Origin of the sequence: Flavobacterium inviolabile (genome assembly GCF_013389455.1) — a bacterium.
GTDB classification, from domain to species: Bacteria; Bacteroidota; Bacteroidia; order Flavobacteriales; family Flavobacteriaceae; genus Flavobacterium; species Flavobacterium inviolabile.
Genome location: NZ_CP058278.1, coordinates 3457718 through 3483932, shown reverse-complemented (window position 1 = coordinate 3483932; position 26215 = coordinate 3457718). Strand labels below are relative to the sequence as shown.

The window sequence follows — 26215 nt, the reverse complement described above, 5'->3', positions numbered from 1 at the left end:
AACAGCCGTAATGAAATATCTTTTTGATTACTGCTAAAGCGATTCTCTAAGAAACCGTTTCAAAAAGTTCTTTTGTTCTTTTATAGCCACGGTAATTACTAAATCCGGACAGGTAGATCAGTTCGATTTCCGGAAGGTCGGCATAGGCGGGATCTTCCCGCATGATTTCCAGTTCCGCTATACGGCATTTGTTAATGTAAGCACTAAAATTCATGTTGTAATTGGTATTGATAAAGGCAGAAAGATAGCTGCGGTTGGTACCCAGTTCCAGTGTCAGATCCGTAATTTTCAGCTTAGGTTCCAGATAGGGTTTCTTTTCATGAATATATTTTTCAAAATGCTGCCGGTCGATATTGGTTTTGCTATTGTCCTTGTCTTTATCTTTCGCTTTAAATTGCTTGACCACAATATTTTCTGTGAGCAGTATAAAATTATTGGTAAAGATATTGTAGCACATAACCACATTTAAAAATATGGTAAAAAAATTAGGCAGGATAATCAGCAAATACTCTGTTGTACTACCGCTTTTAGAGAAATAATACAATAGCGGAACCGGTAACAGGATAATGATACACAGGAATATCTGATAGACCCATCGCAGGGAAGTCTGCCCGATATCGGCAGAGTAATTAATGATGTTCTCCTGGTATTTCCGGGTTCTTTTAACCGATAACAACAGGTAAAAAATCCCGATCACTGCCCGGATAAAAAAACGAAAACTGTCAAAAGCCGAAAACCATTCGTATTCTTCAACAAAGAAAACCCTTTTTTCTACCAGTAACAGCTTTACATCCAGCGGGATAAAGGTGAGCCACAAGGTGTGTACGATATACAGGATAATGGGAAAAACATAGTGCAGTATCGGGAAAGGCTCCTGTTTCCGTACTCGGGTGAGCTTAAAAATAATATGGTATAGCATTACAGGAAGCAGCAAACTGGACAGGAAATCAATCGAAACCATATACAGATAAGCCATTCTGTTAAAATAGTATAAAGCCATAATAATAAAGAACAGTCCTAACAGGGTATAGAAAAATACCAGCAGCCGGATGAGCCTTCTCAGTTGAGCGGTATTGGTTTTGTTTAATTTAAACAATAGCAGTACAATACAGAACAACGCTGAAAAGACAGGTGCCGAAAAAGACATGATCAGTATGGTATTCTTTAAATCCATCTTTTAAAAATTAGTATTGGTCGTTTACAGGATTATTATCGGAATCTTCCGCTTTTTTCACCCTCAGGTAATTTCGGAAACTTCCAAAACCGGCTTCTGCGACCAGTTCTGCAATATCCCTGTCTTTATTTTGAGGCAGCCGGGCAAGCCGTTTGACTTCCATTAACCGCCAGTTATTGACATAATTGCTAAAATTCATGCCATAGGTTTTATTAATAAAAGTGGAGAGATAGGTCCGGTTTACATGGAATGGAAAGATTAAATCCGTGATTTTAAACTGAGGATCCAGGTACGGCTTGTTTTCTTTAAAGTACTTTTCAAATTCAGATTGCACAATCAGCCGCTCTCCTAAAGCCATGGCTTCTTTTTCGGAAATATCCCGTTTTCGTTTCCTCTTTTTGATTTGCAGTACATTGCCGGAAGTAACCAGTATGGTCTGGGTTTGCTTCGGGGTATACAGCAGGTAATTACGCTGGATAATATTATAAACTATAAGTATGTGCTGTAACGGTGTCGAAATAAATGAAATGAGTAACGCGAAATTCCTGATATGAAAAATAAGGTCTATAATAAAAACAACGAAAAACAGGACTCTCAAACCAATTACTAAGGACAGCCAGTGCATGGATTCCCATTTCTCTTTTCCGTATTGCAGGATAATGCTTTGGCGGTATTGATAAACCCGTTTTACACACAAGCCGATATAGATTATCATATAGACAATGGTGGAAATAACGATATACGGACGCAGGAATATAAAAGCATCTTTTCGGGGTATAAACGATTCCGGATCATGGATATAGTGAGCAAAGGTGATAACAGACACTATCACAAAGAGAATACAGGGAATCAGGTAATGAAAAAGAGGAATGGTTTTCCGTTTGCCCAAAGGCGTTAAGGCATAAATAAAATTATAAAAAACAACATTGATGGTTTGTAAAACAAGGCAATACAAAGGGATGATATACCGGAGTGTTTGCTGTAGCGATACATAGATCTCAAACTTAAACCATAAGAAAATCATCATCAGAAAATAGCAAACCAACAGCTTTTTAATGGTGTTTTCAACCGGGGTAAGCTTATCCTGATAGGAGACAAAAAAAATGGCACCACATGTCAGTGAAGAAAAAATAGGAACTGAGAGCAATATGACATCAAAAATCTTCATGAACAGATCAGAATATTACGTAAATATAAATTTTTTTGAGACAAAATGTAAATTTTTTGTTAAAAAATAATGTTTATAAATAACTGTTTTTCAAGTAGTTAAAATTATTTTTTTACTTATTTGAAAATATTTTACAATTTGTCACTTGAAGTGTTTATGATTTTGCAGGTAGTTTCTTTTTAAAGGCTATAGTTTTGTTAAAGAAATAAGCTCTTTACGTATTTATACTGAACAGTATTGTAAGTAAATACCTTTATGTTTTATTACGTATTTACAGGTAATAAAATCTTCATTAGCAAGAAATTTTGTTCCTGAAAAAAGTGAAAACAACATCCAGCTAACAAGTAAAAAGAGTAAACCGGTTAGCTTACCGGGATCAATATAAATAATGATTATAAGAAAGGGTTATTCTCATTATTTGGTTATATAGTAAAAAGGAGAGTCCTGAAAATTTTTTGAAGAAGGGGGGCTTTATTCAGAAAATGGGTTAAATAAACAGTCGTTGTTTGGCTCTTCTTCTTTACTGTATTTTAAAAGAAAGTTCAAGTCACGATTATATTTTTTATAAGCCAATAACTGTCATTATTAGTTGGGAAGAGGAAGTGAAGAAAAGTCTGGTGTTTTTAAGGTTGAAATTGGGAAATTTAAAAACATTGGTTAAATGCCTGTTTGAGTGCGGCTTTTCTTTTCTTTCCTTACAAATAACAGGTTTTGTGATGTAAAAAAGAGATCCTTTCGTGGCAAAATTCCATTAGAAAAAATAGTTGAAATTCAGGAGGTAAATCCTTGATGGTTAGTAGTGTAGCATCCGGAATATTATTTTGCGTATTTCCGAGTGCTTGGCTTGTTGTGCATTGTTGTTTCGGATAAAAAACAGGGTTTTTTAGGCTTGTTTTAAGATTATAGTCTTGATTAATAGTTGTTTAGTGATGTTTTAAAGTGATTTTACTATTTGTCATCCAAAGTATTGACCTTTTTGTCGGCTGGTTTTTTTAGGTGGTTTTACCTTTGATCGTAAATAGTAAAAAAATTATGTGTTAACCGTATTGAAAAACACAGTTAGACAGTTTGGAAATAGCTCATTTTGACAATGATATTGATAAAAGAATACAGGCGGACTACTTTAAATAATAAGGATTGGATATGAAAAAAAGCACGATTACTAAATCTTTACGGTATGCTGGTTTTATGGACTTAGTCAGGCAGCTACCGGAACTGCGACACCGGATTCCGTAAAAGATAAAAACTAAAACAGCATTTGAATCACCAGAGATTTTAAGAATAAAGAAACAAATAGCAGTATACCAAACTGCTAAAGACAATATCGCGCAGATAAAAAACAAAATGAAAAACATTTATATGAAAAAGTACATTATGATGGCGGTTATACTGTTGGGGTATACTGCCAATAGCCAGATCGGGATCGGAACGACCACACCGGAAGCCTCTTCAGCTTTGGATGTAAGCAGTTCCGACAAAGGGTTTCTGGCTCCGAGAATAGCCTTGACAGGTAGTACGGATGTCACAACCATTGCGGCACCGGCAACAGGATTACTGATCTACAATACCGCTACAGCCGGTACGGCGCCCAATACCGTTGTACCCGGATATTACTATTGGAACGGTACAAAATGGGCAACATTAGACAATGGCGCGACCGCTGCGAATAGCTGGAATACAACCGGTAACAGCAGTACAACGGCAGGAACCAACTTTATAGGAACAACAGATAATACAGATGTGGTACTAAAACGAAACAACATTGTTTCCGGATTTATCGGTTCAACCAATACCGCTTTCGGGAACAGCGGTTTATCGTTAGCGGCAACCGGAACCGGAAATACCGCAATAGGAAGCAATGCGCTGACAGCGGTTACTACCGGAGGAGGGAATACAGCTATAGGGTATAACACACTGAGCAAGAACACAGCGCCTTATAATACCGCAATCGGAAATACCGCTTTATATAATACAACCAGTGGGGACTCCAATACTGCTGTAGGTAATATGGCTATGGTGGACAATACGACCGGGCGTATGGGTACAGCCTTAGGGTTTCAGGCTTTGAATCACAATACAACAGCGTCTTATAATACCGCAATGGGAGGTAATGCCGGTTTTAGTAATATCACAGGAACTTATAATGCTGCGGTAGGCTATCAGTCATTGTATAATAGTAGCGCAGGAAACAATAATGTAGCGATAGGATCCGGCGCACTCTTTAGCCTGCAGGATCCGGCAGGAACAAACAGCCATAACAATGTTGCTATTGGTACTAATGTGGGGATGGATTTGTTTATAGGCAGCAATAATATTTTAATCGGAGCGAATGTGATGTCTGCGGCTCCGGGCGGTATTGGCAGTAATATATTGAATATTGGCAGTAATATTTACGGAACCAATGTCAATAACGGTGGTTATGCGAATATCGGGATTAACACTGCAAATCCCGGTAATGCTTTGGAAGTAAGAAGCAGTGCTGCCAATACTTCCGGTTTACGGTTAACGAATTTTCCGAATGCCGGTATGTTGGGAACAAACAGTCAGGGGGATATAATAGAGACTTTTAGTGCCATTAAAATCGTAACGGTTAGCTATTATGAAGTGCAGCTGGCGGATGAAACCATTCTGATGAATGTTGCCGCACCGGTGGCAGTGGTGCTACCAGCAGGAGCGGTATCCGGTAAAAGGTTTATTATTAAAAAGATAGATGCCACGTCAAGCAATATGGTAATAGCAGCAGCAGGAGGAGCAACGATAGATAACCAGGCAAGCATCACGATAGGCACCTCCATGGCAGGTATAGTGGTACAGTTTGACGGCATTAGTAAATACTGGATTGTAAACAGGATGTAAGGATCCTTCCGGAGGCAGGACAATGCTCTTTTGGTCTTGTTCCGGTTTTAATGGTTGGATTTTACCGCTTTTGGAATAAAGCTAAAAATGATGACTTACGCGATCATAAACAAATTGAAATTAGGGTATGAGAAAATATTTTATAATAGCAGCCATGCTGCTAAACTATACGGTTTATTGCCAGGTGGGTATCGGGATAGCGGCTCCGGATCCGTCAGCTGTTTTGGATGTCAGCAGTTCCAGTAAAGGCTTGCTGATTCCAAGGATCGCTTTGACCGGTACTACAGATGCTGCGACCATTACGGCACCGGCAACAGGTTTACTGATTTACAATACCGCTACAGCCGGTACGGCACCCAATACCGTTATGCCCGGATATTACTACTGGAACGGCACGAACTGGACAACAATGGACGGCGGTTCGGCTTATACCTGGAATACAACAGGCAATAGCGGCACGACTGCCGGAACCCATTTTATCGGAACCACAGATAATACGGATCTGGTATGGAAACGGAACAATGCTGTTGCCGGAACATTAGGTACAACCCGCACTGTTTTAGGTAGCGCAAGTCTGCCTTTAGCAGCTACAGGAGTTGGGAATACAGCTATAGGGAGTAATTCCCTGCAATCGGTTACTACCGGGAGTGAGAATACAGCAATAGGTTATTATACATTAAATACTGTTACTACAGCGGCCTATAATATAGCTATCGGAAATAATACTTTAGCTAATGACACTTCTGGCGACAGTAATACCGCAGTAGGAAATAGCGGGCTGGTAAATAATACTTCAGGACGTATGAATACTGCTATAGGGCATGATGCTTTATATTATAATACTACGGGGAATTATAATACCGGAATAGGAGTATATTCCGGTTACAATAATAGTTATGGTGCAAATAATGTGGCTATTGGAACTTCTTCATTGAATAAGAACGTGAGAGGTGATAATAATACAGCTATCGGAGCAAAGGCGTTGGAGAATCTGGCAGGAAATCCGGCGGCAAACAGTAGTAATAATGTTGCTGTCGGTACCAGTGCCGGCGATAATCTGCTATCCGGTGCCGGCAATATTTTTATCGGTAACCTGACGAAAGCTGTGGTTACTACCGGCAACAATCAGTTGAATATCGGTAATACTATTTACGGAACCAATGTGAATGCTGCTGGTTATGCGAATATCGGAATCAATACAACAACTCCGGCAAATACACTGGAAGTAAAAAGTATTGCGGGCGGTACTTCCGGTGTGCGTATCACCAATTTACCCGGTACGAGCCTCTTGGGAACGAACAGTCAGGGCGATATCATTCCGGCATTCAATGCCATGACCAGCCAGGCACCGGTAACCAGTTATACCGCACTGGAATCGGATGAAACCATACTGATCAATGCTGGTTCCGGAGCAGTGACCGTTTTTTTACCGGTTGCTCCCAGAACCGGCAAAAAATTTACCGTAAAAAAAACGGATGCGACGGCCAATAACGTTTACCTGTCTGCACCAACGTTGCTGATCGATAACCAGGCGGGACCTACCAGTATTTTTATAAATGTATCGATGAAAGGACTTGTCGTACAGTTTGACGGGACGCAATACTGGATCATCGGTAGAATATAATAACAGAAAAAGATGTCTTATACATAATGCTGTTCTTTTTAGTACGGCATATCCGGTTGCAGCAGCTGGGATGGATTACCATTCACTTTTCAGTAAACCTGATTGAATACCTCCCTGTCAATTCAGCTTTTACAGATAACCTGCCCCCATTTCTCATATAGAATAAAAACAAACATAAGAGATGGAACACAAGAATTGCAGCATCGTAAAATATGATGAAATCAGACACCTGATACCGGAAAAATCCATGTATGCGCCTTTCAATGGAAGTGAATCCGAAATTGCAGAAGAATATGTTTTTTATTGTGAAGGGGATCTTGATCTGGAAGTGCTGCTGGATCTGGATGATCCGCTAAAGTGTCTTATCGGGGAAAATGCCCCGGATGTCTTTATATACTTTATACTGGTCACCGGTAATTGCAGGATTCGTAATAGCTGTAACCGGGTAACGGACGGTGCTACCGGTCTGGTCGTTTTAGGAAACCTGAAAGCCGATAATATCGTTGTTGGTGGCCAGGAAATCTATGTAGTCGGACACATGACCTGTAAAGAATTGTTCTGGGGCGACTATAACCACGGAAACCTGAATGTTGAAGGGGCAATCCGGGCAAAGGTATTGTTGATTACCGATTATGGGGTAGATTTTGAACGATTCACCAGCGGGGAACATATCACCACCGAATGCCTGCTGTGGGATGAAATAGCCGATACTGACGATTTTGAGAACCCCGAACCCATTCGGAGCACATTTCTTCCGGAGTTTGTAGCCGAAGAAATCGAGGTAATCGACGATCTGTACTCCTGGAAGGACCGTCTTAATTATTGTAAAATATTCGAAGCGCTGGAATCCGGAAAACCGCTAATCCGGGAAAAGATCGAAAAGGAATCCAAAGAGACTGCCATTCCGTTTTTCTTTACGGATGATGCGATCAGTGCAAAAAACCTGCAGCGTTTTGGCGATAGCAATGTGTTGACGGGATTTGTGCCGCAAAAAGGGCAGGAGCAAGTTCTGGAATATTGGGAAGGGGATTCTTTTTACAGGGTATTGGTAGAGATCGGGCAGCCGTTTTCATACTGTGTGTATGTACAATACAAACAGGAACATGTCTGCATGGTATATTTCAGCAACCATAAGGGTGGACTCTGGGAAAAAATCATGGGTAAAAAGCACTATAAACTTGCTATGGCATTCCGTCAGTTTCCGGACGGAGACTGGCTGTTGCTCAATAATAGCGCTCCGTTAACCTACCGGCTTTTTTTGAAAGATCGTTGGAAAAAACTGTTGGAACACTATTCTGAAATGGAGTGGTACCGGAAACAGTTTGACAAAATAGTTAGCCGGGAGATTCTGGAATCCATATTAAACCTGCCGTTAATCAGGGAAAAATACAGTAACTATTATTCGGTTGAAGAAGACAGCAGAATCTGGTTTCGTGATTTTCAATGGCAGTTCCGGCAGCAGGATGCAGAACCGGGTGCGTGCCCGAGGATAGGGATCATCAAAGAAACACAGGATGGAAGCTTTGACTTTTACCATTTTGATTTAATAGAAACGATAGACGGCCGTCTGGCTCCTGTTTTATTCACCCAGGATCAGAATGGATATGACGCGGAAGCTTATGAGGTGCTGATTTTAGAGCGGGAAAAGTACAAAAAGGCCATCCGCTATTTTGAAATACTCGAGCGGGTCATTTTTGAAATGAACAAACAATATCTGCAGGAACAGGAAGATATCGCCTGCGGAAAGATCTGTTCGCTACTGGGCGCCATGCCGATGTGTCTGGGACCGGAGTATATCGCCTTGCTGCACCACCTTATGACCAATCAGCAAAAGGACAAAGACGACCCGCTGTATGAAATCATTTACCTCTGTGAAGAACATAACATCCCGTTTTTGTGGCGTATGGACTGGAAGCAGGAAATAGGGGATTTGGAATGGGCTATAAAACACAGTCTGAAAACAAATTTCGATATCGATGTTATCCTGCCTTCTGCATCAGACTATCCGGAGGAAGCGGCCATCAGCTATGGAACTGTTTTTATAGACTTTGACAAGGCACTCCATTTTTATAATCTCCAGCTGGGGTTTGTGAACACCCAATGTGATGAATATGTGTTTTTTATACATCCGCTGGCGCTCAGAATAAAACTCGAAAAAGAATTTGCCAGATTGGGATACCAATACGAACAGGCAACAGACCTCTGATTGTGAATATCCCGGCGGCTATATTTTTTCCTGCGGAGTAGGTGTAAAACAGGCTTTTTACGGGGCTTTTTTCAGTAATAGTGCGTTTTGACGGCATTTGTTACTTTTTGACGGTTACATTAAAATTTTAACAAATTATTAAAGTGAATAGTGCTTGCTGGTGTAAGAACTTTGTATAATTTTGGTGCCGTATTATGAAGTTAAAAATTAGCATTTTTACATCGCTGTTAATTTTCCTGTTGAGCGGATATGTGCAATCCTTTGCCCTAGCTGGTCAGGGGGAGTATATTAACTATACGACTGTAAAAAATATTGAGCAGTTTCAGGCAGCAGGCATATCCGGTTCACAAAGTGATGTGACCAATTATGCTTTGTGCTATTTTGAGAAACTAAACAATAAAACCTATTCTCATCATGACCACAACGATAATGAGAATGAAGAAAATGAGTTAGCTGCCTCAAAAAAAATAATCGCTTCAGGTGCACTCTTTACCACCCTTTTATGTATTCAGGTACCGGAAATCGGTTCCCGCGATATAAACAAACGCTTATCTTTTCTGGATAAGCATTTTTCTTTTCTGCCCTCTTGTAAGAAGTACATCGTATTTCGGGTAATCAGGATTTGATTTAATACACTACAGGCAATTCTATATTGCCCTTTATTTCCGTTTCAGTTTGTCACTGCCCGATCCGTCATTCTTTGGTGTTAACACTAATTAGGAATGCTGGCCGTGTTTGCTGTGACCTGTCTAAAAAAAATCAATAAAAACCATACTGCTTAAAAGCAAAATTACTATGAAGAGAATCCTCATGCTCTCGGGGTTGTGTGCCTTGATGTGCACAATTGCCTGTACGTCAAAAAAAGAACAAGAAAAAGAAGAACAAGTAAAATTTTTAGTTACGAATCCCATCCAAAAGGATACCCTGATTACAAAAGACTATGTCAGTCAGATTCATTCCATTCGTCATATTGAGCTGAGAGCTCAGGAAAGAGGTTATCTGGAAAAAATTTATGTAGACGAAGGACAGTTTGTTAAAAAAGGACAACTGTTATTCCAGATCATGCCTAAACTGTATCAGGCAGAAACGCAGAAAGCTGCGGCTGAAGCCAGCTTTGCTGAAATTGAATATAAAAACACCAAACGACTTGCCGATAAAAATGTAGTCGCTCCGAATGAGCTGGCTATGGCTAAAGCCAAATTCGATAAAGCGAAAGCCGAATTAGCGTTAACGCAGGTTCATCTTGGATTTACCGAAATCAGAGCACCGTTTGACGGGATCATCGACCGTTTTCACGTAAGACCGGGAAGTCTTGTTGAAGAAGGTGATTTGTTGACAAACCTGTCTGATAACAGTAAAATGTGGGTGTACTATAATGTACCGGAAGCAGAATATCTGGATTATAAAGCCAAGGTAAAAAGCGATAATGCACCAAAAGTAAACCTGTTAATGGCAAACAATAAATTGTTTGACTATTCCGGTGTGGTGGAAACTATTGAAGGAGAATTCAATAATGAAACCGGAAACATTGCGTTCAGAGCAACTTTCCCTAACCCTAAAGGACTGTTACGACACGGTGAAACCGGTAATATCAAAATGGGAATGCCGCTTAAAAATGCTATCCTGATTCCTCAAAAGGCAACTTTTGAAGTACTTGACAAAAAGTATGTGTATGTAGTGGATAAAAACAATGTATTGCGATCAAGAGAGATTGAAATTGGAGCCGAATTGCCGCATCTTTTCATCATCAAAAACGGTTTGTCGCTAAACGACAAAGTACTTCTTGAAGGAATACGTCTTGTAAAAGAAAATGAAAAAATCAACTACAAATTAGAGAAGCCTGAATATGTTATGTCGCATTTGGAGCTATATGCAGAGTAATCGAATAACTAAAAAGAGAAAACATGTTTAGTAAATTTATACATAGACCTGTATTTGCGATTGTAATTTCGATTATGATTGTCTTTATGGGTTCCCTGGCAATTAAACAATTGCCAACATCGCAATTTCCGGATATTGCACCAACGACAGTAAATATTTTTATTGCCTATCCGGGATCCAGTGCAGACGTATTGGTAAAATCAACATTGATCACCTTGGAGAATGCCATCAACGGTGTTCAGGATATGCGTTATATGGCTACCGATGCCACCAGTGCAGGGGAAGCCACATTAAGAATCATTTTCGAACCGGGTACCGACCCGAACCAGGCGGTAGTAAGGGTCAAAACAAGGGTGGATCAGGTAATGCCGTTACTACCCGAACTGGTACAAAGGGAAGGGGTTGTTATTACACCGATCCAGCCCAGTATGCTGATGTATATCAACCTGTATGCTAAAGGCAAAAACATGGATGAAAAATTCCTGTACAACTATGCCAACGTTAAAATGCTTCCGGAGATCAACAGGATCAAAGGGGTAGCCCGGTCTCAGATATTGGGTAGTAGAACCTATGCAATGCGTATCTGGCTGAATCCGGACCGTATGAGAGCTTATAATGTTTCTGTAGATGAAGTGATGAAGGCGCTCGGCGAGCAGAGTATCGTTGGTCGTCCGGGACGTATCGGGCAGAGTTCCGGTATCCAGGCACAATCGCTGGAATACGTTTTAACCTATAAAGGACGATATAGTGAGCCTTCGGAATATGAAAATGTAATTATCCGTGCTAATGCCGAAGGAGAAAGCATACGCCTGAAAGATATCGGAAGAGCAGAGCTGGGTAGTGAATTCTTCGATATCTATTCCAATTTAGACGGACACCCTTCTGCCTCAATCGTATTAAAACAAAACTACGGAAGTAATGCAAACGATGTCATCAAACAGGTAAAAGCCAAACTGGAGGAAATGAAAGAAACCTTCCCTCCGGGACTGGATTATAAAATCAGTTATGACGTATCGAAATTCCTGGATGCCTCTATGGAGCAGGTAATCGATACCTTAAGAGATGCCTTTATACTGGTTGCTCTGGTGGTATTTATCTTCCTCGGTGACTGGCGTTCCACGCTGATCCCGATATTAGCGGTTCCGGTTTCCTTAATCGGTGCCTTCTTTGTTATCCAGTTTTTCGGAATCTCGATCAACCTGGTAACCCTGTTTGCATTGGTACTGGCCATTGGTATTGTGGTCGATGATGCGATAGTCGTCGTCGAGGCAGTGCATGCCAAATTTGAAGAATATCCGCACATAACGCCATACCAGGCTGTTAAAAAAGTGTTGGGTGAAATTAGTGGAGCTATTATCGCGATTACTGCCGTAATGGTGTCTGTATTCGTACCGATATCCTTTATGTCCGGTCCGGTAGGAACGTTCTACCGCCAGTTCTCTATTACGATGGCCAGTTCAATTGTTATTTCGGCCTTGATTGCGCTTACCCTTACACCGGTATTGTGTGCGATGTTGCTGAAAAACAACCATGGAAAAGAAACCAAAAAGAATTTATTGACGAAAGGTTTGGACAGTTTTAACCGTGTCTTTGATAAAATGACCGGAAAATATGTAACCTTACTGAAATCGATCGTGAGCAGAAGATGGCTGACATTCGGAGTATTGATTGCATTCTGTGCAGGTACTTTCTATGTGAATAAGATTCTTCCGTCCGGATTTATTCCAAGTGAGGATCAGGGTACTATTTATGCGATTATTCAGACACCTCCGGGATCGACACTGGAAACAACCAACCAGGTATCGCAGCGATTACAGAAAATTTGTGAGCATGTAGATGGTGTAGAATCAGTATCTTCTCTTGCCGGTTATGAGATCATGACAGAAGGTAGGGGATCCAATGCCGGTACCTGTCTTATTAACCTTAAAGAATGGTCAGACAGGGATCATACGGTTACTGAAATCATGGAAGAACTGGAAGAAAAAACCAAAGGACTTGGTGCGAAAATTGAATTTTTCGAACCACCGGCAATTCCGGGATTTGGTTCTTCGGGCGGTTTCTCGATGCGTCTTCTGGATAAGAGTACTACGGTAGACTATAAAGACTTTGATAAAGTGAACAAACAGTTCATGGAAGACTTGGGTAAACGCAAAGAGCTAACCGGTCTGTTCACGTTCTTCGCGGCCAACTATCCTCAGTATGAACTGGAAATAGACAACCAGCTGGCGATGCAAAAAGGAGTGTCTATCGGTAAGGCGATGGAAAACCTTGACATTCTGATTGGTAGTACTTACGAACAGGGATTCATTAAATTTGAACGTTTCTTTAAAGTTTACGTGCAGTCGGATCCTAAGTTCAGAAGACTTCCGTCGGATATCTTAAACCTGTATATTAAAAACGATCATGGCGAAATGGTACCGTATTCGGCATTTATGCGATTGAAAAAAACACAGGGACCAAATGAGATTACCCGTTATAATATGTACAACTCGGCAGCGATACAGGGACTTCCGGCAAAAGGTTATACTACAGCCGAAGCCATTCAGGCAGTTCGTGAGGTTGCTAAAAAATCATTGCCAAAAGGTTATGACATTGCCTGGGAAGGACTTTCTTATGACGAAGCGGGTAAAGGAAATGAATCGATTTACATCTTTTTAATTGTATTGTCGTTTGTGTACTTTGTTTTAGCGGCACAGTACGAAAGCTTTATTATTCCGTTAGCGGTGGTTTTCTCGCTTCCGGTTGGGGTTTTCGGTTCGTTTTTACTGCTGAAACTTATGGGACTTCAAAATGATATTTATGCTCAGATCGGGCTTATCATGCTTGTCGGACTGCTCGGTAAGAACGCCGTACTGATCGTCGAATTTGCCGTCCAGAAGCACCATGAAGGTGCCACGATACTCGAAGCGGCGATTGAAGGAGCCAAAGTGCGTTTCCGTCCGATCCTGATGACTTCATTTGCCTTTATCGCCGGATTAATTCCGTTGATGGTTGCCAGCGGAGCCGGAGCTATCGGTAACAGAACACTTGGTTCTGCGGCACTGGGTGGTATGCTTTTCGGAACAATTTTCGGGGTAATTATCGTACCGGGACTGTATTATATTTTTGGCTCATTTGCCGATGGCAGAAAATTAATACGGGATGAAGAAGACAGTTCTTTATCACAGGAATTTGTGCATCAGATAGATAACTTTACAAAAGAAGAAAATGAGTAAGCGATTAAATATATATATTGGTATAGGCGTAAGCTGTTTACTACTAACTGTTGCGGGGTGTAAAGCCCCTGCAACATTGGGAAGACCGGAAAACAAAACGGTTCCGGCAGCCTATAACAGTACCGCAGTACAGGATAGTGTGAATACCGGTAAAATGAAGTGGAAGGAATATTTTACAGATAAATACCTGATAGCACTTATTGACACGGCACTGGTGAAAAACCAGGAACTGAATGTTACCCTGCAGGAAATCGAGATCAGCAGAAACGAAATCAGAGCCCGAAAAGGAGAGTATTTACCGTTTGTAGGACTTAAAGGTTCTGCCGGTTTTGATAAAGTGGGCCGTTTCACAAACATTGGTGCCCTTGAAGCCAATACCGAGATCAAACCGGGTAAAGAAATGCCGGAGCCGTTACAGGATTATGCGGTAGGCGCTTATGCTACCTGGGAAATCGATATCTGGAACAAGCTGCACAATGCTAAAAAAGCGGCTGTAAGCCGATACCTGTCTTCCGTTGAAGGTAAAAACTTCACGGTAACAAACATGATTGCCGAAATCGCGAATTCCTATTATGAATTATTGGCTTTGGATAACCAGCTGGCTATTGTAAAACAGAATATTGACATTCAGACCAATGCGCTGGAAATTGTAAAACTGCAAAAACTGGCTGCCAGAGTAAACGAACTGGCTGTCCGCAGATTTGAAGCACAGGTTTTGAATACCAAAGGCTTACAATATACCATTCAGCAAAAAATTACGGAAACGGAAAACAGGATCAACTTCCTGGTGGGCAGATTCCCGCAGCCGGTTGAAAGAAGTTCTGTGACGTTCAGCAATCTGACACCTGCGGTTACGCATGCCGGACTACCGTCGCAGTTACTGGAAAACCGTCCGGATGTAAAACAGGCCGAACTGGAACTGGCAGCAGCCAAACTTGATGTAAAAGTGGCCAAAGCGAGATTCTATCCTTCATTGGGAATTTCGGCCGGAATCGGGTACCAGGCATTTAACCCAAGTTACCTGATAAAACCGGAATCATTGCTTTACTCTTTAGCAGGTGATATTGCCGCGCCGTTAATCAACAGAAATGCGATAAAAGCGACTTATTATACCGCTAATGCAAAGCAGATTCAGGCGGTTTACAACTATGAGCGTACTATTTTAAATGCTTATGTGGAGGTTGCGAACCAGCTGGCTAAGATCCAGAATACCGAAAAAATGTTCGATTTAAAATCCAAACAGGTAGAAGCGCTGAACCAGTCCATTGAAATTTCAAACGATCTGTTCGGTTCGGCAAGAGCGGACTATATGGAAGTTTTAATGACTCAGCGTGATGCTTTGGAATCGAAATTTGAACTTATAGAAACCAAAATGAAGCAGATGAATGCCATGGTTAACATTTACCGGGCATTAGGTGGCGGATGGAATTAAGCACTGCCGTCTGAAAATTCAGAGCGTAGTATATAAAAAGCCTTCGAAGTATTTCTTTGAAGGCTTTTTTAATTTCAGGAACTATCGCTTTAGCAATACCGGTCTTCTGTTTCTACAGGTTATCCGGATTAGCTGGCGGAAGCACTGTTCCAGAAAGCATCTTCTTCTTCAATTCTTTCAGAAAACAACCAGACTTCTTTAATGACATCACCTTCAATCCGCAATAGATCAACACCTTTCATGGCAAGGGATTGCCCGTTTTTCTCGGCCTTAAAGTGAATCGCCGCCGTAACCAGTTCGCCATTGTCTGCAAGATAGTCCACATGATCTATGGCAAAAGTACCGTTGCTCCATTTGGCAAAATTTCCAAGATGTGCAAACAGCTCGGCTTTACCGCTGTATGTTCCGGACTGTATGCCTTTTCCAGGCTGGTGCCACACCACATCGTCCGACAGCAACGCGCCTACAGTATCAAAATCGCCTTTTGAAACCGCAGTAAAATAAGACCGGACAATTGTTACATTTTTTGACATAAGATATATTTTTAGGGGTTAACAATACCGGACAAATTTCTATATTTGCTTTCATCTGGACAAGTACTTACAAAAAAGTAGGGTACTTACCAAAAGTAAAAAAATGCTGATTATCAATAGTATAAAATGGAAATAAATATTTCGGATGAAAACTGTCCGTTGCGAAAAACGCTCGAGATCATCGGTGGAAAATGGACAATGCTGATTATCTTTCAGATCAATTCCAGAACCATCCGCTATGGAGAACTAAAGCGCTGTATTGTTGGAATCAGCGAGAAAATGCTGATCAATCAGCTGAAATACCTGTGTGAAAAAGGAATCGTCAGCAAAAAGGCTTATCCGGAAATTCCGCCGCGGGTGGAATATACCTTAACACCTTTGGGAAAGGAATTACTGCCCATTATAGATGAAATCATTACATTTGGTCTTAAGCATAAACTATAAAAAGTGAAGAACATTCCTGTCAGACATCTTGGTGCCGTGATCAATGAACCGCATTTTTCCGAAGGTTTCAACATTCGGGATGTTGCCACATTGTTGTCCGGCAGCGATATGGTACAGGAACTTCACCGTCATAGTTTCTTTTATATCCTGGTTCTTGAAAAAGGAGAAGGCATGCACAGCATTGACTTTGTAGACTATCCGATCGGGAAACAAACGGTTTTCTTTATGCGTCCGGGACAGGTGCATCAGCTGGTTTTAAAAAGCGGAAGTTCGGGTTATTTAATCGGATTTACTCCGGACTTTTATGTACCGCTTGAAAAATCGGCCAGTCAGGTTTTAAGAAAAGTCAGCGCGAAAAATTACTGCTCGGTTACTGCCGGCAGCTTTACAAAACTACTGGCGATCCTTGCTAATATTTTAGAAGAATACCATAAAAAAGAAGAACGTTATGAAGCGGTTATACGATCCAATCTGGATATCTTTTTTATTGAATTGCTGCGACAAAGCAAAAATCCTCAAAAATCCGCAAACGAAGGTAGCGAATACCAGCAGGAACGGTTTGAAGAACTGCAGGAACTGCTTGCCGTTCACATTGCGGAACAGAAACAGGTTTCGTATTATGCCGGAAAACTTAACCTTACAGCCTATCAGCTGAATGGGATTACGAAAGTGACGCAGAACAAAACCTGCTCGGAAGTGATCAACGATTATATTATCCTGGAAGCCAGACGAAACTTGCTGGCAACTTCCGGTTTGATCCACCAGATCGCCTGGGAATTGGGATATGAGGATGTATCCTATTTTATCCGTTTCTTTAAAAAACAAACCGGTTACACACCGGATGCTTTCCGGCAGCATTTTAAATAAGTCCTATACAACTTCATTTTTATCCTATAACAGCACTTTTCAATCAGGATACCTTTGTCACAGAAAATGTTTCAGACAAAAGTAATGCGATATGAAAACAAAAGTCCGGTTCCAGACTGCCTTAAAAATCTGGATAGTCATTTACCCGTCCATCACCTTATTTCTGTACCTGTTTAACGGCGCAATGGTCGGTTTGCCTTTGTACCAGAGAACACTCATCCTGACGATAATTCTGGTTCCCTGGATTGTTTTTCTGGGTGTACCGCTGGTGGATTTTATCATCGGCCGGATCGCATCCGGAAAGAAGAACACTTAAAAACGGATGGCGGTGTTTTCACGACGGACTTTCCTGCAAAAAAGCGGATTTGCTTTAGCAGCTATGGCATTGCCAGTAAACATACATGTTGACTTAAAAAATAATACGATGAAAAAGAACAGTGTTTTTGATGTGATGATCATAGGCGGAAGCTATTCCGGATTAGCCGCAGCGATGGCGTTGGGCAGAGCCCTGAAAAATGTTTTGGTGATCGACAGCGGTTTGCCATGTAACCGGCAAACGCCGCATTCTCATAATTTCCTGACACAGGACGGACAAACCCCGAAAGAAATTGCTGCAATAGCAAAACAGCAGGTGGCAGTGTACGATACCGTTTCATTTGTTGCCGGTAAAGCGGTAAGCGGGGAGAAGACGGCAAACGGTTTCGGCATACAAACGGAATCCGGGGAAATATGGCAGGCCAGCCAGTTGATTTTTGCAACCGGTATTCGGGATGTATTGCCTGCGATTAAAGGAGTGGCCGAAAGCTGGGGCATATCGGTACTGCATTGTCCCTACTGCCACGGATATGAAGTACGAAACCGGAAAACGGGTATAATCGGGAATGGGGAAGTGGCCTTCGAACAGGCAAAACTCATTGCCAACTGGACAAAAGAGCTGACCGTATTTACAAACGGAGCGGCAACATTTACCGGAATACAACGGGAAAAGCTTATACAGCACGGCATCAGCATTGAAGAAAAGGAGCTTGGGGCATTGGAGCATACTAACGGTCAGGTACAAAATGTGGTATTTGAAGACCATTCAAAGAAAGCAGTCGATGCGCTGTATATCCGGAGTCCGTTTGAACAGCATTGTAACATACCGGAAATGCTGGGATGCGAATTAACGGAAGAAGGCTATCTGAAAACCGATGCTTCACTGGAAACAACCGTCAGCGGTATTTATGCCTGCGGGGATAACGCTTCCCGTATGCGGACAGTGGCCAATGCTGTAGCAACGGGAACAGCTGTCGGGATGGGATTAAGCCGGAAAATGATAATGGAACAATTTTAAAACGACCGGAAATGAACGAATCATTTGATGACGAATACAGAACATTCTGGAACAGCAGGTACCAAAATCCGGAATATGCCTATGGCAAAAATCCCAACCGTTTTTTTAAAGAGCAGCTCGCTCAATTAACGCCCGGAAATATTCTGCTGCCGGCCGATGGTGAGGGACGTAACGGAGTATTTGCTGCCCGGTCCGGGTGGCAGGTTACTTCGCTTGACCTGAGTGTGGAAGCAAAAAACAAAGCCTTGCAGCTTGCCGCAGAATGCGGTGTATCCCTTAATTATCACGTTGGCGATCTGGAAGTGCTGCATTATGAAAAAGAATCGTTCGATGTGATTGCCCTTATCTATGCTCATTTTTCGGCAGCAAAAAAGGCGGCATTGCATCAAAAACTGCTGGAATGGCTCAAGCCCGGCGGAACGATAATTTTGGAGGCATTCAGTAAAAACCACCTGGAGCTTGTACACAGCAATCCGAAAGTAGGCGGACCCAAAGACGCGGGTATGCTGTTTTCTACGGATGAAATACAAAAGGATTTTGAGCATTGTGCCATAACCATACTGGAAGAACAGGAAATAATGCTGGAAGAAGGGCTTTACCACATTGGTAAGGGCGCTGTCATCCGGTTTGTGGGCAGGAAACAAGTATAACTTAATATATAAAATATGAAAATTATTATCGTAGGTGCGTCGGGCACCATGGGGAAATACCTTACCGAAGCCTTTCAGGAAGAACATGAGATTATTACCGTCAATACCAATAGCGGTGCTATTCCAACCGATATCACCGATGTCGCTGCTATTGAAAAGATGTACCGGGAAGCTGGTGCTTTTGATGCTCTTATCTGCACGGCCGGACCAACGTTTGTAGGTCCCTGGAGCCGTCTGACCGATCAAGAATTCCGGAAAGGAATAGAAGGAAAGCTGATGGGGCAGGTAAACCTGGTACTGATCGGACAGCATTATATCAATCCCAAAGGCTCTTTTACCCTTATAACCGGAGCTTTAACAAAAGAACCTCAACGCCATTTTGCCAATGCCTCAGCGGCTAACGGAGCGGTTGAAGCCTTTGTCCGCGCTGCCGCCATTGAATTGGAAAACGGTATCCGCATCAATGCTGTAAGCCCAACCGTTATTGAAAACTCACCGCAATATTTCCCGTTCTTTCCGGGTGAAATCCCTACTACAATGAAAGCTTTGGAAGCAGGCTTCCGCAAAAGCCTGTTCGGAGCAGGAACCGGACAGGTGATCGTGCCTTAAAAATGACCGGGATAGTATAAAGATATGCCTGATGCACCCCATTGTAATGGAGATAGTCAAATCAGATTTATGAACCGGTTACTTTTTGAATACCAATAAATTAATGAATATGTGACGATTTGTGATTTTTTAAAGAGAGTGGATTTTATTTGATGGTAAATTGCGTACATTTACTATTGCGCATCACCAAATAAAAATTCTCATGTCATTCTACCCATTCAATAATGAGGAAAGGAATCATAACCGGCTACCATCTGGAAGTAAAAGAAATTTTAAGGTATCTGAGAGTGCTTCCAGGAGCGGTAACGCTTCTTCGGCCATTACGGTCAGTCTTGTTCTGTTTCTGATATTCTGTTTAAAAGTTGATTTCGCTGTAAATAAGACGGATATTCAGAGTATTGTACAGATTGTTGCCGGTTTGGGAGGTTTTGCTTTGGCAGTACCGCTATTTCTAAAAGATTTTGAAAGTAATTCGACTTTTTGGAGGCAATTCTATATTACCGCTTTAACTTTTATGCTGGCAACCTTTATCGGGCTGTTTGCATTTTTAACGATGAATAATGACCTGATAAAGACAGGGTTGAACATTTGGTTTGTTGTCCCTGTTTGTGTCTCCTTTGTTATACCCTTAATTAAATACGGTAAGCGGGAGGTGAAACAATCTTTGGGTTTATGGGTAGCAGGCTCTTATGGATGCCTTTTTCTTTCATTGATCGATTCAAATGGTAGTTTGCTTGTAAATATTGTAATGCTTTTTACAATTTACGGAATGTATTTAATGTTGGGACTTATGTTTGCGGTACTGGCCGAGCTGCTAATGGCAGGAAATGAAACGAATAATTATGACCGGAAAATAAAAATGGTAATTGAGGAAGTGGTATTGGAGCATAAGGGAGAAGCCATTAATGAAAACAGTCTTTTAGAACTTTTAAAATTGAAGTTTCAGGATAATATGGAGATTTTAAGTCGGAATAAAATCAAAATGCTCGTTCTTGAAATGGATATGGAAACGTTACCGGATCAGCCAAAAATCACTATAACTGAGGATCGTGAGTATGTAATACCTAGATGGAGAAAGGAGTTTGATGTTATTTTAAGTGAAAAAGCTCCGAATATCATTATCACTGATTTTTATAAACAGAGTATCCTGAACTCGATTGACAATTTATTAAAAGAAAGAACATTTGGTGGGTATACCGATAAAATTTACAATTTATTATCAAGATATACCGGACTTTCTGCAGCATTATTGAAAGAAAACGCTGTAATACCTTTACTATATAAGGGCATGGTTGTTTTTAAATATGGAACGGTCATAAATACGCATACAATGCTTATGAAATGGGCAGATATGATAAAATTTAAAGATGAAAATAAAGAAGGATTATACCTGACAACTGAGGAAGAAAAAGTGATTTTTGATGAAATTGATAGGAATAGACTGGCTTTTGCTAGTGAAACAGAATGGATAGAAAAAGAAATAAATCGGGAAAAATTAAATTTAAAATCTCAGGATTTAACAACAGACAGGGCTATAAAAATTAGAAGAATGAGACCAGCAAAATAATTGATTTACAAATTGATCCTTATTTTAAAGGCAACTATATACTTGGATATTCATCCGGTTAAAATATAGTTGCCTTTAATTTTTTCTGCTGATAGGAATTTTTCATCCGGACAATTACTCCAGACGTTTCAGTCGGAATAACAACTGGATAACGGCCTCCTGGAAATCATCAACAATGGATTGCGAAAAAGACTCCTTAAATACGGAACGATTTGTTTCAACATATTGATAAAAATCTTCGATGTACGGGATATATACTTTAGGACGGTGGGTTTCCGGTATCACGATATCAAGGGTACCCAACAGGGCGAAACTGGTTTCAACCAGCCTGTCTGTAACACCGGTTAAGGTATCGATCGCCTGGTCTAAAGAGATATGGGTTTCATAACTCCCTTTTCCGGTAACCGACCAATGAATTAATTTTAACGATTGTCTGAAAGAAACAATTTTACCTAAGAATTCAGCTGTTTTAGCCGACTGCTCTTTGTTTGCCATAATAAATATTTTTTAATTAGTGACTTGCTATTTGTTTGTCTGTGACAATTTTAGAAGTACTAAATTTACAATATTTCTATGGATTATGGCCGCTGTTTAGTCTTTAAACTAATGTGTCGGTTTTAAGCTGAGGTTTAAAATCTTCCGCCTTTGTAAAATAATGCAGTCCTAAGATTAAAAGCAGGGTTGCGGCAAACAGTATTTTCTGGCCGGTTGGTAAATATTCCCGCAAATTCCCGGAACCGTGAATGTAAAGTGTACTGTAAAAAAAGAGGAGGTACAACGCACACAGCACTTTAAACAAATGCAGCTTTGATATAAAAACAAAAACGGTAATATAAAATACACTTACCAGGAAGATAGTACTGGCAATAGTGACCATGATATCGTGCAGCGGGGTCGCGATTAAAAAGGTAAACAGCATACCGGTAATTCCAAAATAGCGGATCACATTGGCGGCGCCCTTTTTCGGGATTCTTTTTGAAAACCCGGCAAAAAACAGCGAACAGCTTACCGACAGGAAAATCATTCCGCCCATAGCCCAAAAACGACCCGCATTGGGCAGGCCAATCAACGCTTTTTCTCCGAACAGGTCGCTGATGTAGTTGTTCGTCCAGCTGTAGCCAATGGCCGTTTTATCAAACTGGGAACCGCCGGGATAATTCAGCGTGGCAATGAGTAGCAGCAATATGGAAACAGAGAAACCAAGTAGTACGGAATGTTTTTTCAGCATCTGTAATAAAATTTAAAGGGATCGGTTTGATTACCAATGGGTTTGCTGCGCTAAGATATAAACTTTAACAATTAAATAGGAATCTGCTGTAAAAATACCCCAAAAGGACTGTGAGCGTTGCTGCTGCCGGAAAAGCAGGCTTATGGTATCGCAAAGAGTAAAGTTATGACGACAGGCTGAAATGTTAATAATCCAAAAATTATGATATGAAAATTCTGATATTCTTGAAATTAATATACATTTGCCGGAAAAGATACAGTAATTATACCTTATGATAATGATTTGATAAATACGAAAAAGGATCAATTCACTTAATTTAGCAACTTTTCACAGGCTAAATTTTTATGATGAATGACGTTTCTAAATCCATTACAAAAACGACCTGTTTGTTTTTAGAATATTTTTTACAATACTTTGAAAATAAGTGTTTTGTGATAGAGGGGAGTAGTGCTGGCAGCAGCAGAGGATTTAAAACTGATTTCCGGTTAAAGCGTAACAATAAAATTAAAATAATATTCAGTGCATCGTCTAGAAAAGAACACTTTTTAGACGATTTTTTTTCGAAAACTCTCAATTAAATATGTAATTAAAAAAGAAAAGAGCAGCCGGTAAAAACCAGGAATGCAGCCTTGAGGTGTGTGCTATTTTAATATAAAAAGGAATTTTAGCACTTGTTAAAAGCAGGCATGCCCGGTGAGCTTCCCTTTTCACAATTAAATTTTATCAAATGAAATTAAAAACTACGTTAAAACAAATTTGCTTTCTGCTCCTTTTTTCACTGTTGTCACAGCAACAGGCATTTTCGCAATGTTTCGAGATTGAAAGTATCCTGGTAGATGCCTGTGGGGTAGATGAAGGTCTCAATGAAATGGTCCGGTTTAAAGTGGGAACTGCCAGCATTAACACGAATAACTTAGTCGTAAGCTGGCCGAACAATACCTGGAGAGGACTGATTAAAAATACAGTTACTGCAAATAAAGTAGCACAGTTAAATGCCGATATTGTTGCAGCCGGCGGTTGCGGACAGTTATTGGAACCTACAGGCGGTGTGCTTCCGGCTAATGCCCGGGTAATTCTGGTAACCAGTTTTAACATGGATACCGCCTTAAACTCTTTTGGCGCCCTAACGGAAACGTTTTATATTATATTTCAGAATAACCCTTCTACTGTTGCAGGGCACTTCGCTAATTTCGGTTCCGGTTCCCGAACCCTTACCATGTCTTTTAACAGCTGTGTGGATACGGTTACCTATAACAGAGCATTACTGATTGATACCGACGGTGTTCCCGGAGCAGCAGATGGTGCGACGGTATTGTTTACACCTGCCGGCGTTGCGACCTATATTAACAACGGTTGTGCGGCACCGGTACCGCCATTCACGGTAGACGGCGGCCCTCAGACCATGACAGCCTGTGCAGGAGCTACGATTAATTTAAGCGGAACCGCTCAGGGACAGCAATCAGTACAATGGTCTGCTGCAAGTGGTACTTTTGGAACGCCAGCAGCCCTGACAACCACCTATACGATCAGTCCGACAGCAACCGGAGTAATTGTCCTGACATTAACGGCGACAAACAGCTGTGGTGCTACCATAAGCGATACGATCAATCTAACGATTTCGAACAGTACAACCCCTAATTTTGCAACGACTTTAGCGTTATGTAACGGAGCAACCGCACCAACTCTGGCAACTACGTCACCAAACGGAATCACGGGAACCTGGAACCCGGCAGTGATTAACAATACCACCAGTGGTAATTATGTGTTCACGCCCAATGCAGGTCAGTGTGCCGTACCGGTAACCTTAGCAGTAACCGTAACGAATGGTACTACACCAAACTTTGCAACGACTTTAGCTTTGTGTAACGGAGCAACAGCGCCAACACTGGCAACCACATCACCAAACGGTATCACAGGAACCTGGAACCCGGCAGTGATTAATAATACCTCCAGTGGTAATTATGTGTTCACGCCCAATGCAGGTCAGTGTGCCGTACCAGTAACTTTAGCGGTAACGGTAGCCAATAGCATTACGCCAAACTTTGCAACCGCTTTATCTTTTTGTAACGGAGCAACGGCACCGGCTTTGGCAACGACATCACCAAACGGTATCACAGGAAGCTGGAACCCGGCAGTGATCAGCAATACCACCAGTGGGAATTATGTGTTCACGCCTAATGCAGGTCAGTGTGCTGTACCGGTAACGTTAGCCGTTACGGTAACAAATAACACTACACCAAACTTTGCAACGACTTTATCCCTGTGTAATGGAGCTACGGCACCGGTTTTGGCAACCACATCACCAAACGGAATCGCGGGAACGTGGAATCCGGCAGTGATCAGCAATACTGCCAATGGTAACTATGTGTTTACGCCCAATGCAGGTCAGTGTGCTGTACCGGTAACGCTGGCCGTTACGGTAACGAATAACACTACCCCTGATTTTGCTACGACTTTAATCCTGTGTAACGGGACTAATGCACCGGTTTTAGCGGCAACTTCACCAAACGGAGTGACCGGTACCTGGAATCCGGCAGTGATTAGCAATACTACGAGTGGTAACTATGTGTTCACGCCTAATGCAGGTCAGTGTGCTGTACCGGTAACCTTGGCGGTAACGGTTACAAATAGCATTACCCCTGATTTTTCAACGGCTTTAACCTTATGTCACGGAGCTACGGCACCGGCTTTAGCCACAACATCACCAAACGGCATAACAGGAAGCTGGAATCCGGCAGTGATTGACAATACTGCTAACGGTAACTATGTGTTTACCCCAAATGCAGGACAATGCGCTGCACCGGTAACCTTAGCCGTTACGGTAACTAAAATTGATTTTACCCTGAATGATAACTGTGTTAACGGAAATTATATTGTAGAAGCTACGCCAAACGCCGGTTCCTATAATGCCAGTAATGTGGACTATGTTTGGAAAAACAGCCAGGGGAATGTTGTGGGAACAAACGAAGCGACTTTAAATGTAACAGAAGTATTGAACGCTGTTGCTGCTCCGGTATTTCCAATGACATTTACGCTAACGGTTACAACACCGGAAGGATGTACCGAAACAGGAAATGTAGTTGTTTTAAGCACATTCTGCGCAATCCAGAAAGGTATTTCACCGAATAATGATAACAAAAATGATTTCTTTGATTTAGTAGGATTAAATGTAAAACACCTGACAATCTTTAACCGCTACGGAACAAAAGTGTACAGTTATGCCAACTATAGTAACCAATGGTACGGACAATCCGATAAAGGAGACGAACTGCCATCTGCAACCTACTATTATGTAATTGAATTTGACGGCCAGCCTTCAAAAACAGGATGGATTTACATTAACAGAGAAAGAAGCTAATCAAGAACAAACAGCAATGCTTACGGCAGTTACAGGCCGTAAGCAGCTTAAAACATAAAACGATAAAGTT

The 26215-nt window shown here is 41.3% G+C and carries 20 protein-coding genes; 15 read left to right on the top strand and 5 right to left on the bottom strand.

Features of this window, described 5'->3' with window-relative positions:
• Positions 1–46: 46 nt before the first annotated feature.
• Both HW120_RS15655 and HW120_RS15650 read right to left on the bottom strand, forming a co-directional pair.
• Positions 47–1174: an AraC family transcriptional regulator gene (locus HW120_RS15655; protein ID WP_177735260.1), complete on the bottom strand. Its 1128-nt coding sequence runs from the start codon at positions 1172–1174 to the stop codon at positions 47–49.
• A gap of 10 nt (positions 1175–1184) precedes the next feature.
• Positions 1185–2342, bottom strand: a complete 1158-nt coding sequence (locus tag HW120_RS15650; RefSeq protein ID WP_177735258.1) for an AraC family transcriptional regulator — start codon at positions 2340–2342, stop codon at positions 1185–1187.
• Between the two features lie 1359 nt (positions 2343–3701).
• Between HW120_RS15650 and HW120_RS15645 the strand changes: the two genes are divergently transcribed.
• From HW120_RS15645 to HW120_RS15615, 7 genes are all read left to right on the top strand, one after another.
• Positions 3702–5198 (top strand): hypothetical protein, encoded by a 1497-nt coding sequence (locus HW120_RS15645; RefSeq protein WP_177735256.1) that lies wholly within the window; start codon positions 3702–3704, stop codon positions 5196–5198.
• 127 nt (positions 5199–5325) lie between these two features.
• Positions 5326–6822 carry a hypothetical protein gene (locus tag HW120_RS15640; protein WP_177735254.1) on the top strand — a complete coding sequence of 499 codons (1497 nt, stop codon included), beginning with the start codon at positions 5326–5328 and terminating at the stop codon, positions 6820–6822.
• A gap of 181 nt (positions 6823–7003) precedes the next feature.
• Positions 7004–9028, top strand: coding sequence for a DUF6630 family protein (locus HW120_RS15635; protein WP_177735252.1), 2025 nt, complete (start codon positions 7004–7006; stop codon positions 9026–9028).
• 194 nt (positions 9029–9222) lie between these two features.
• Entirely contained in the window at positions 9223–9654 is a 432-nt protein-coding gene (locus tag HW120_RS15630; protein ID WP_177735250.1) for a hypothetical protein, read from the top strand.
• Positions 9655–9823: 169 nt separating this feature from the next.
• On the top strand, positions 9824–10909 hold the full coding sequence (locus HW120_RS15625) for an efflux RND transporter periplasmic adaptor subunit (RefSeq protein WP_177735248.1): 1086 nt from the start codon (positions 9824–9826) through the stop codon (positions 10907–10909).
• 23 nt (positions 10910–10932) lie between these two features.
• Complete coding sequence (locus tag HW120_RS15620; protein WP_177735246.1) at positions 10933–14124, top strand: efflux RND transporter permease subunit; 3192 nt, start codon at positions 10933–10935, stop codon at positions 14122–14124.
• Complete coding sequence (locus HW120_RS15615) at positions 14117–15556, top strand: TolC family protein (RefSeq protein ID WP_177735244.1); 1440 nt, start codon at positions 14117–14119, stop codon at positions 15554–15556. The genes HW120_RS15620 and HW120_RS15615 overlap by 8 nt, the downstream gene beginning before the upstream one ends.
• A 128-nt stretch (positions 15557–15684) precedes the next feature.
• Here the strand turns inward: HW120_RS15615 and HW120_RS15610 are convergent, their stop codons facing one another.
• Positions 15685–16089, bottom strand: coding sequence for a nuclear transport factor 2 family protein (locus HW120_RS15610; RefSeq protein WP_177735242.1), 405 nt, complete (start codon positions 16087–16089; stop codon positions 15685–15687).
• A 126-nt stretch (positions 16090–16215) separates the two neighbouring features.
• Here HW120_RS15610 and HW120_RS15605 point away from each other — a divergent pair, with 126 nt between their 5' ends.
• The 7 genes from HW120_RS15605 (at position 16216) to HW120_RS15575 (ending at position 21559) form a co-directional block, all read left to right on the top strand.
• Positions 16216–16533, top strand: coding sequence for a winged helix-turn-helix transcriptional regulator (locus tag HW120_RS15605; RefSeq protein ID WP_177735240.1), 318 nt, complete (start codon positions 16216–16218; stop codon positions 16531–16533).
• Between the two features lie 3 nt (positions 16534–16536).
• Positions 16537–17400, top strand: a complete 864-nt coding sequence (locus HW120_RS15600; RefSeq protein WP_177735238.1) for an AraC family transcriptional regulator — start codon at positions 16537–16539, stop codon at positions 17398–17400.
• A gap of 91 nt (positions 17401–17491) precedes the next feature.
• Complete coding sequence (locus HW120_RS15595; RefSeq protein WP_177735236.1) at positions 17492–17716, top strand: hypothetical protein; 225 nt, start codon at positions 17492–17494, stop codon at positions 17714–17716.
• Positions 17717–17824: 108 nt separating this feature from the next.
• Positions 17825–18733 (top strand): NAD(P)/FAD-dependent oxidoreductase, encoded by a 909-nt coding sequence (locus HW120_RS15590; protein WP_218618732.1) that lies wholly within the window; start codon positions 17825–17827, stop codon positions 18731–18733.
• A gap of 11 nt (positions 18734–18744) precedes the next feature.
• Positions 18745–19383 carry a class I SAM-dependent methyltransferase gene (locus tag HW120_RS15585; protein WP_177735231.1) on the top strand — a complete coding sequence of 213 codons (639 nt, stop codon included), beginning with the start codon at positions 18745–18747 and terminating at the stop codon, positions 19381–19383.
• A 15-nt stretch (positions 19384–19398) separates the two neighbouring features.
• On the top strand, positions 19399–19992 hold the full coding sequence (locus HW120_RS15580; RefSeq protein WP_177735229.1) for a short chain dehydrogenase: 594 nt from the start codon (positions 19399–19401) through the stop codon (positions 19990–19992).
• Positions 19993–20194: 202 nt separating this feature from the next.
• Positions 20195–21559 (top strand): hypothetical protein, encoded by a 1365-nt coding sequence (locus tag HW120_RS15575; protein WP_177735227.1) that lies wholly within the window; start codon positions 20195–20197, stop codon positions 21557–21559.
• 114 nt (positions 21560–21673) lie between these two features.
• Here HW120_RS15575 and HW120_RS15570 read toward each other — a convergent pair whose 3' ends face one another.
• Both HW120_RS15570 and HW120_RS15565 read right to left on the bottom strand, forming a co-directional pair.
• Positions 21674–22054 (bottom strand): hypothetical protein, encoded by a 381-nt coding sequence (locus HW120_RS15570; protein ID WP_177735225.1) that lies wholly within the window; start codon positions 22052–22054, stop codon positions 21674–21676.
• 103 nt (positions 22055–22157) lie between these two features.
• Positions 22158–22787 carry a hypothetical protein gene (locus HW120_RS15565; protein ID WP_177735223.1) on the bottom strand — a complete coding sequence of 210 codons (630 nt, stop codon included), beginning with the start codon at positions 22785–22787 and terminating at the stop codon, positions 22158–22160.
• 727 nt (positions 22788–23514) lie between these two features.
• Between HW120_RS15565 and HW120_RS15560 the strand changes: the two genes are divergently transcribed.
• A complete protein-coding gene (locus tag HW120_RS15560) occupies positions 23515–26145 on the top strand; it encodes a T9SS type B sorting domain-containing protein (protein ID WP_177735221.1) in 2631 nt (876 codons plus the stop codon).
• Positions 26146–26215: the final 70 nt, after the last annotated feature.

Excerpts from the sequence above, each read along its gene's own strand:
- HW120_RS15655 (WP_177735260.1), bottom strand. The coding sequence starts at position 1,174 with ATGGATTTAAAGAATACCATACTGATCATGTCTTTTTCGGCACCTGTC.
- HW120_RS15650 (WP_177735258.1), bottom strand. The coding sequence starts at position 2,342 with ATGAAGATTTTTGATGTCATATTGCTCTCAGTTCCTATTTTTTCTTCA.
- HW120_RS15645 (WP_177735256.1), top strand. The coding sequence starts at position 3,702 with ATGAAAAAGTACATTATGATGGCGGTTATACTGTTGGGGTATACTGCC.
- HW120_RS15640 (WP_177735254.1), top strand. The coding sequence starts at position 5,326 with ATGAGAAAATATTTTATAATAGCAGCCATGCTGCTAAACTATACGGTT.
- HW120_RS15635 (WP_177735252.1), top strand. The coding sequence starts at position 7,004 with ATGGAACACAAGAATTGCAGCATCGTAAAATATGATGAAATCAGACAC.
- HW120_RS15630 (WP_177735250.1), top strand. The coding sequence starts at position 9,223 with ATGAAGTTAAAAATTAGCATTTTTACATCGCTGTTAATTTTCCTGTTG.
- HW120_RS15625 (WP_177735248.1), top strand. The coding sequence starts at position 9,824 with ATGAAGAGAATCCTCATGCTCTCGGGGTTGTGTGCCTTGATGTGCACA.
- HW120_RS15620 (WP_177735246.1), top strand. The coding sequence starts at position 10,933 with ATGTTTAGTAAATTTATACATAGACCTGTATTTGCGATTGTAATTTCG.
- HW120_RS15615 (WP_177735244.1), top strand. The coding sequence starts at position 14,117 with ATGAGTAAGCGATTAAATATATATATTGGTATAGGCGTAAGCTGTTTA.
- HW120_RS15610 (WP_177735242.1), bottom strand. The coding sequence starts at position 16,089 with ATGTCAAAAAATGTAACAATTGTCCGGTCTTATTTTACTGCGGTTTCA.
- HW120_RS15605 (WP_177735240.1), top strand. The coding sequence starts at position 16,216 with ATGGAAATAAATATTTCGGATGAAAACTGTCCGTTGCGAAAAACGCTC.
- HW120_RS15595 (WP_177735236.1), top strand. The coding sequence starts at position 17,492 with ATGAAAACAAAAGTCCGGTTCCAGACTGCCTTAAAAATCTGGATAGTC.
- HW120_RS15590 (WP_218618732.1), top strand. The coding sequence starts at position 17,825 with ATGAAAAAGAACAGTGTTTTTGATGTGATGATCATAGGCGGAAGCTAT.
- HW120_RS15585 (WP_177735231.1), top strand. The coding sequence starts at position 18,745 with ATGAACGAATCATTTGATGACGAATACAGAACATTCTGGAACAGCAGG.
- HW120_RS15580 (WP_177735229.1), top strand. The coding sequence starts at position 19,399 with ATGAAAATTATTATCGTAGGTGCGTCGGGCACCATGGGGAAATACCTT.
- HW120_RS15575 (WP_177735227.1), top strand. The coding sequence starts at position 20,195 with ATGTCATTCTACCCATTCAATAATGAGGAAAGGAATCATAACCGGCTA.
- HW120_RS15570 (WP_177735225.1), bottom strand. The coding sequence starts at position 22,054 with ATGGCAAACAAAGAGCAGTCGGCTAAAACAGCTGAATTCTTAGGTAAA.
- HW120_RS15565 (WP_177735223.1), bottom strand. The coding sequence starts at position 22,787 with ATGCTGAAAAAACATTCCGTACTACTTGGTTTCTCTGTTTCCATATTG.
- HW120_RS15560 (WP_177735221.1), top strand. The coding sequence starts at position 23,515 with ATGAAATTAAAAACTACGTTAAAACAAATTTGCTTTCTGCTCCTTTTT.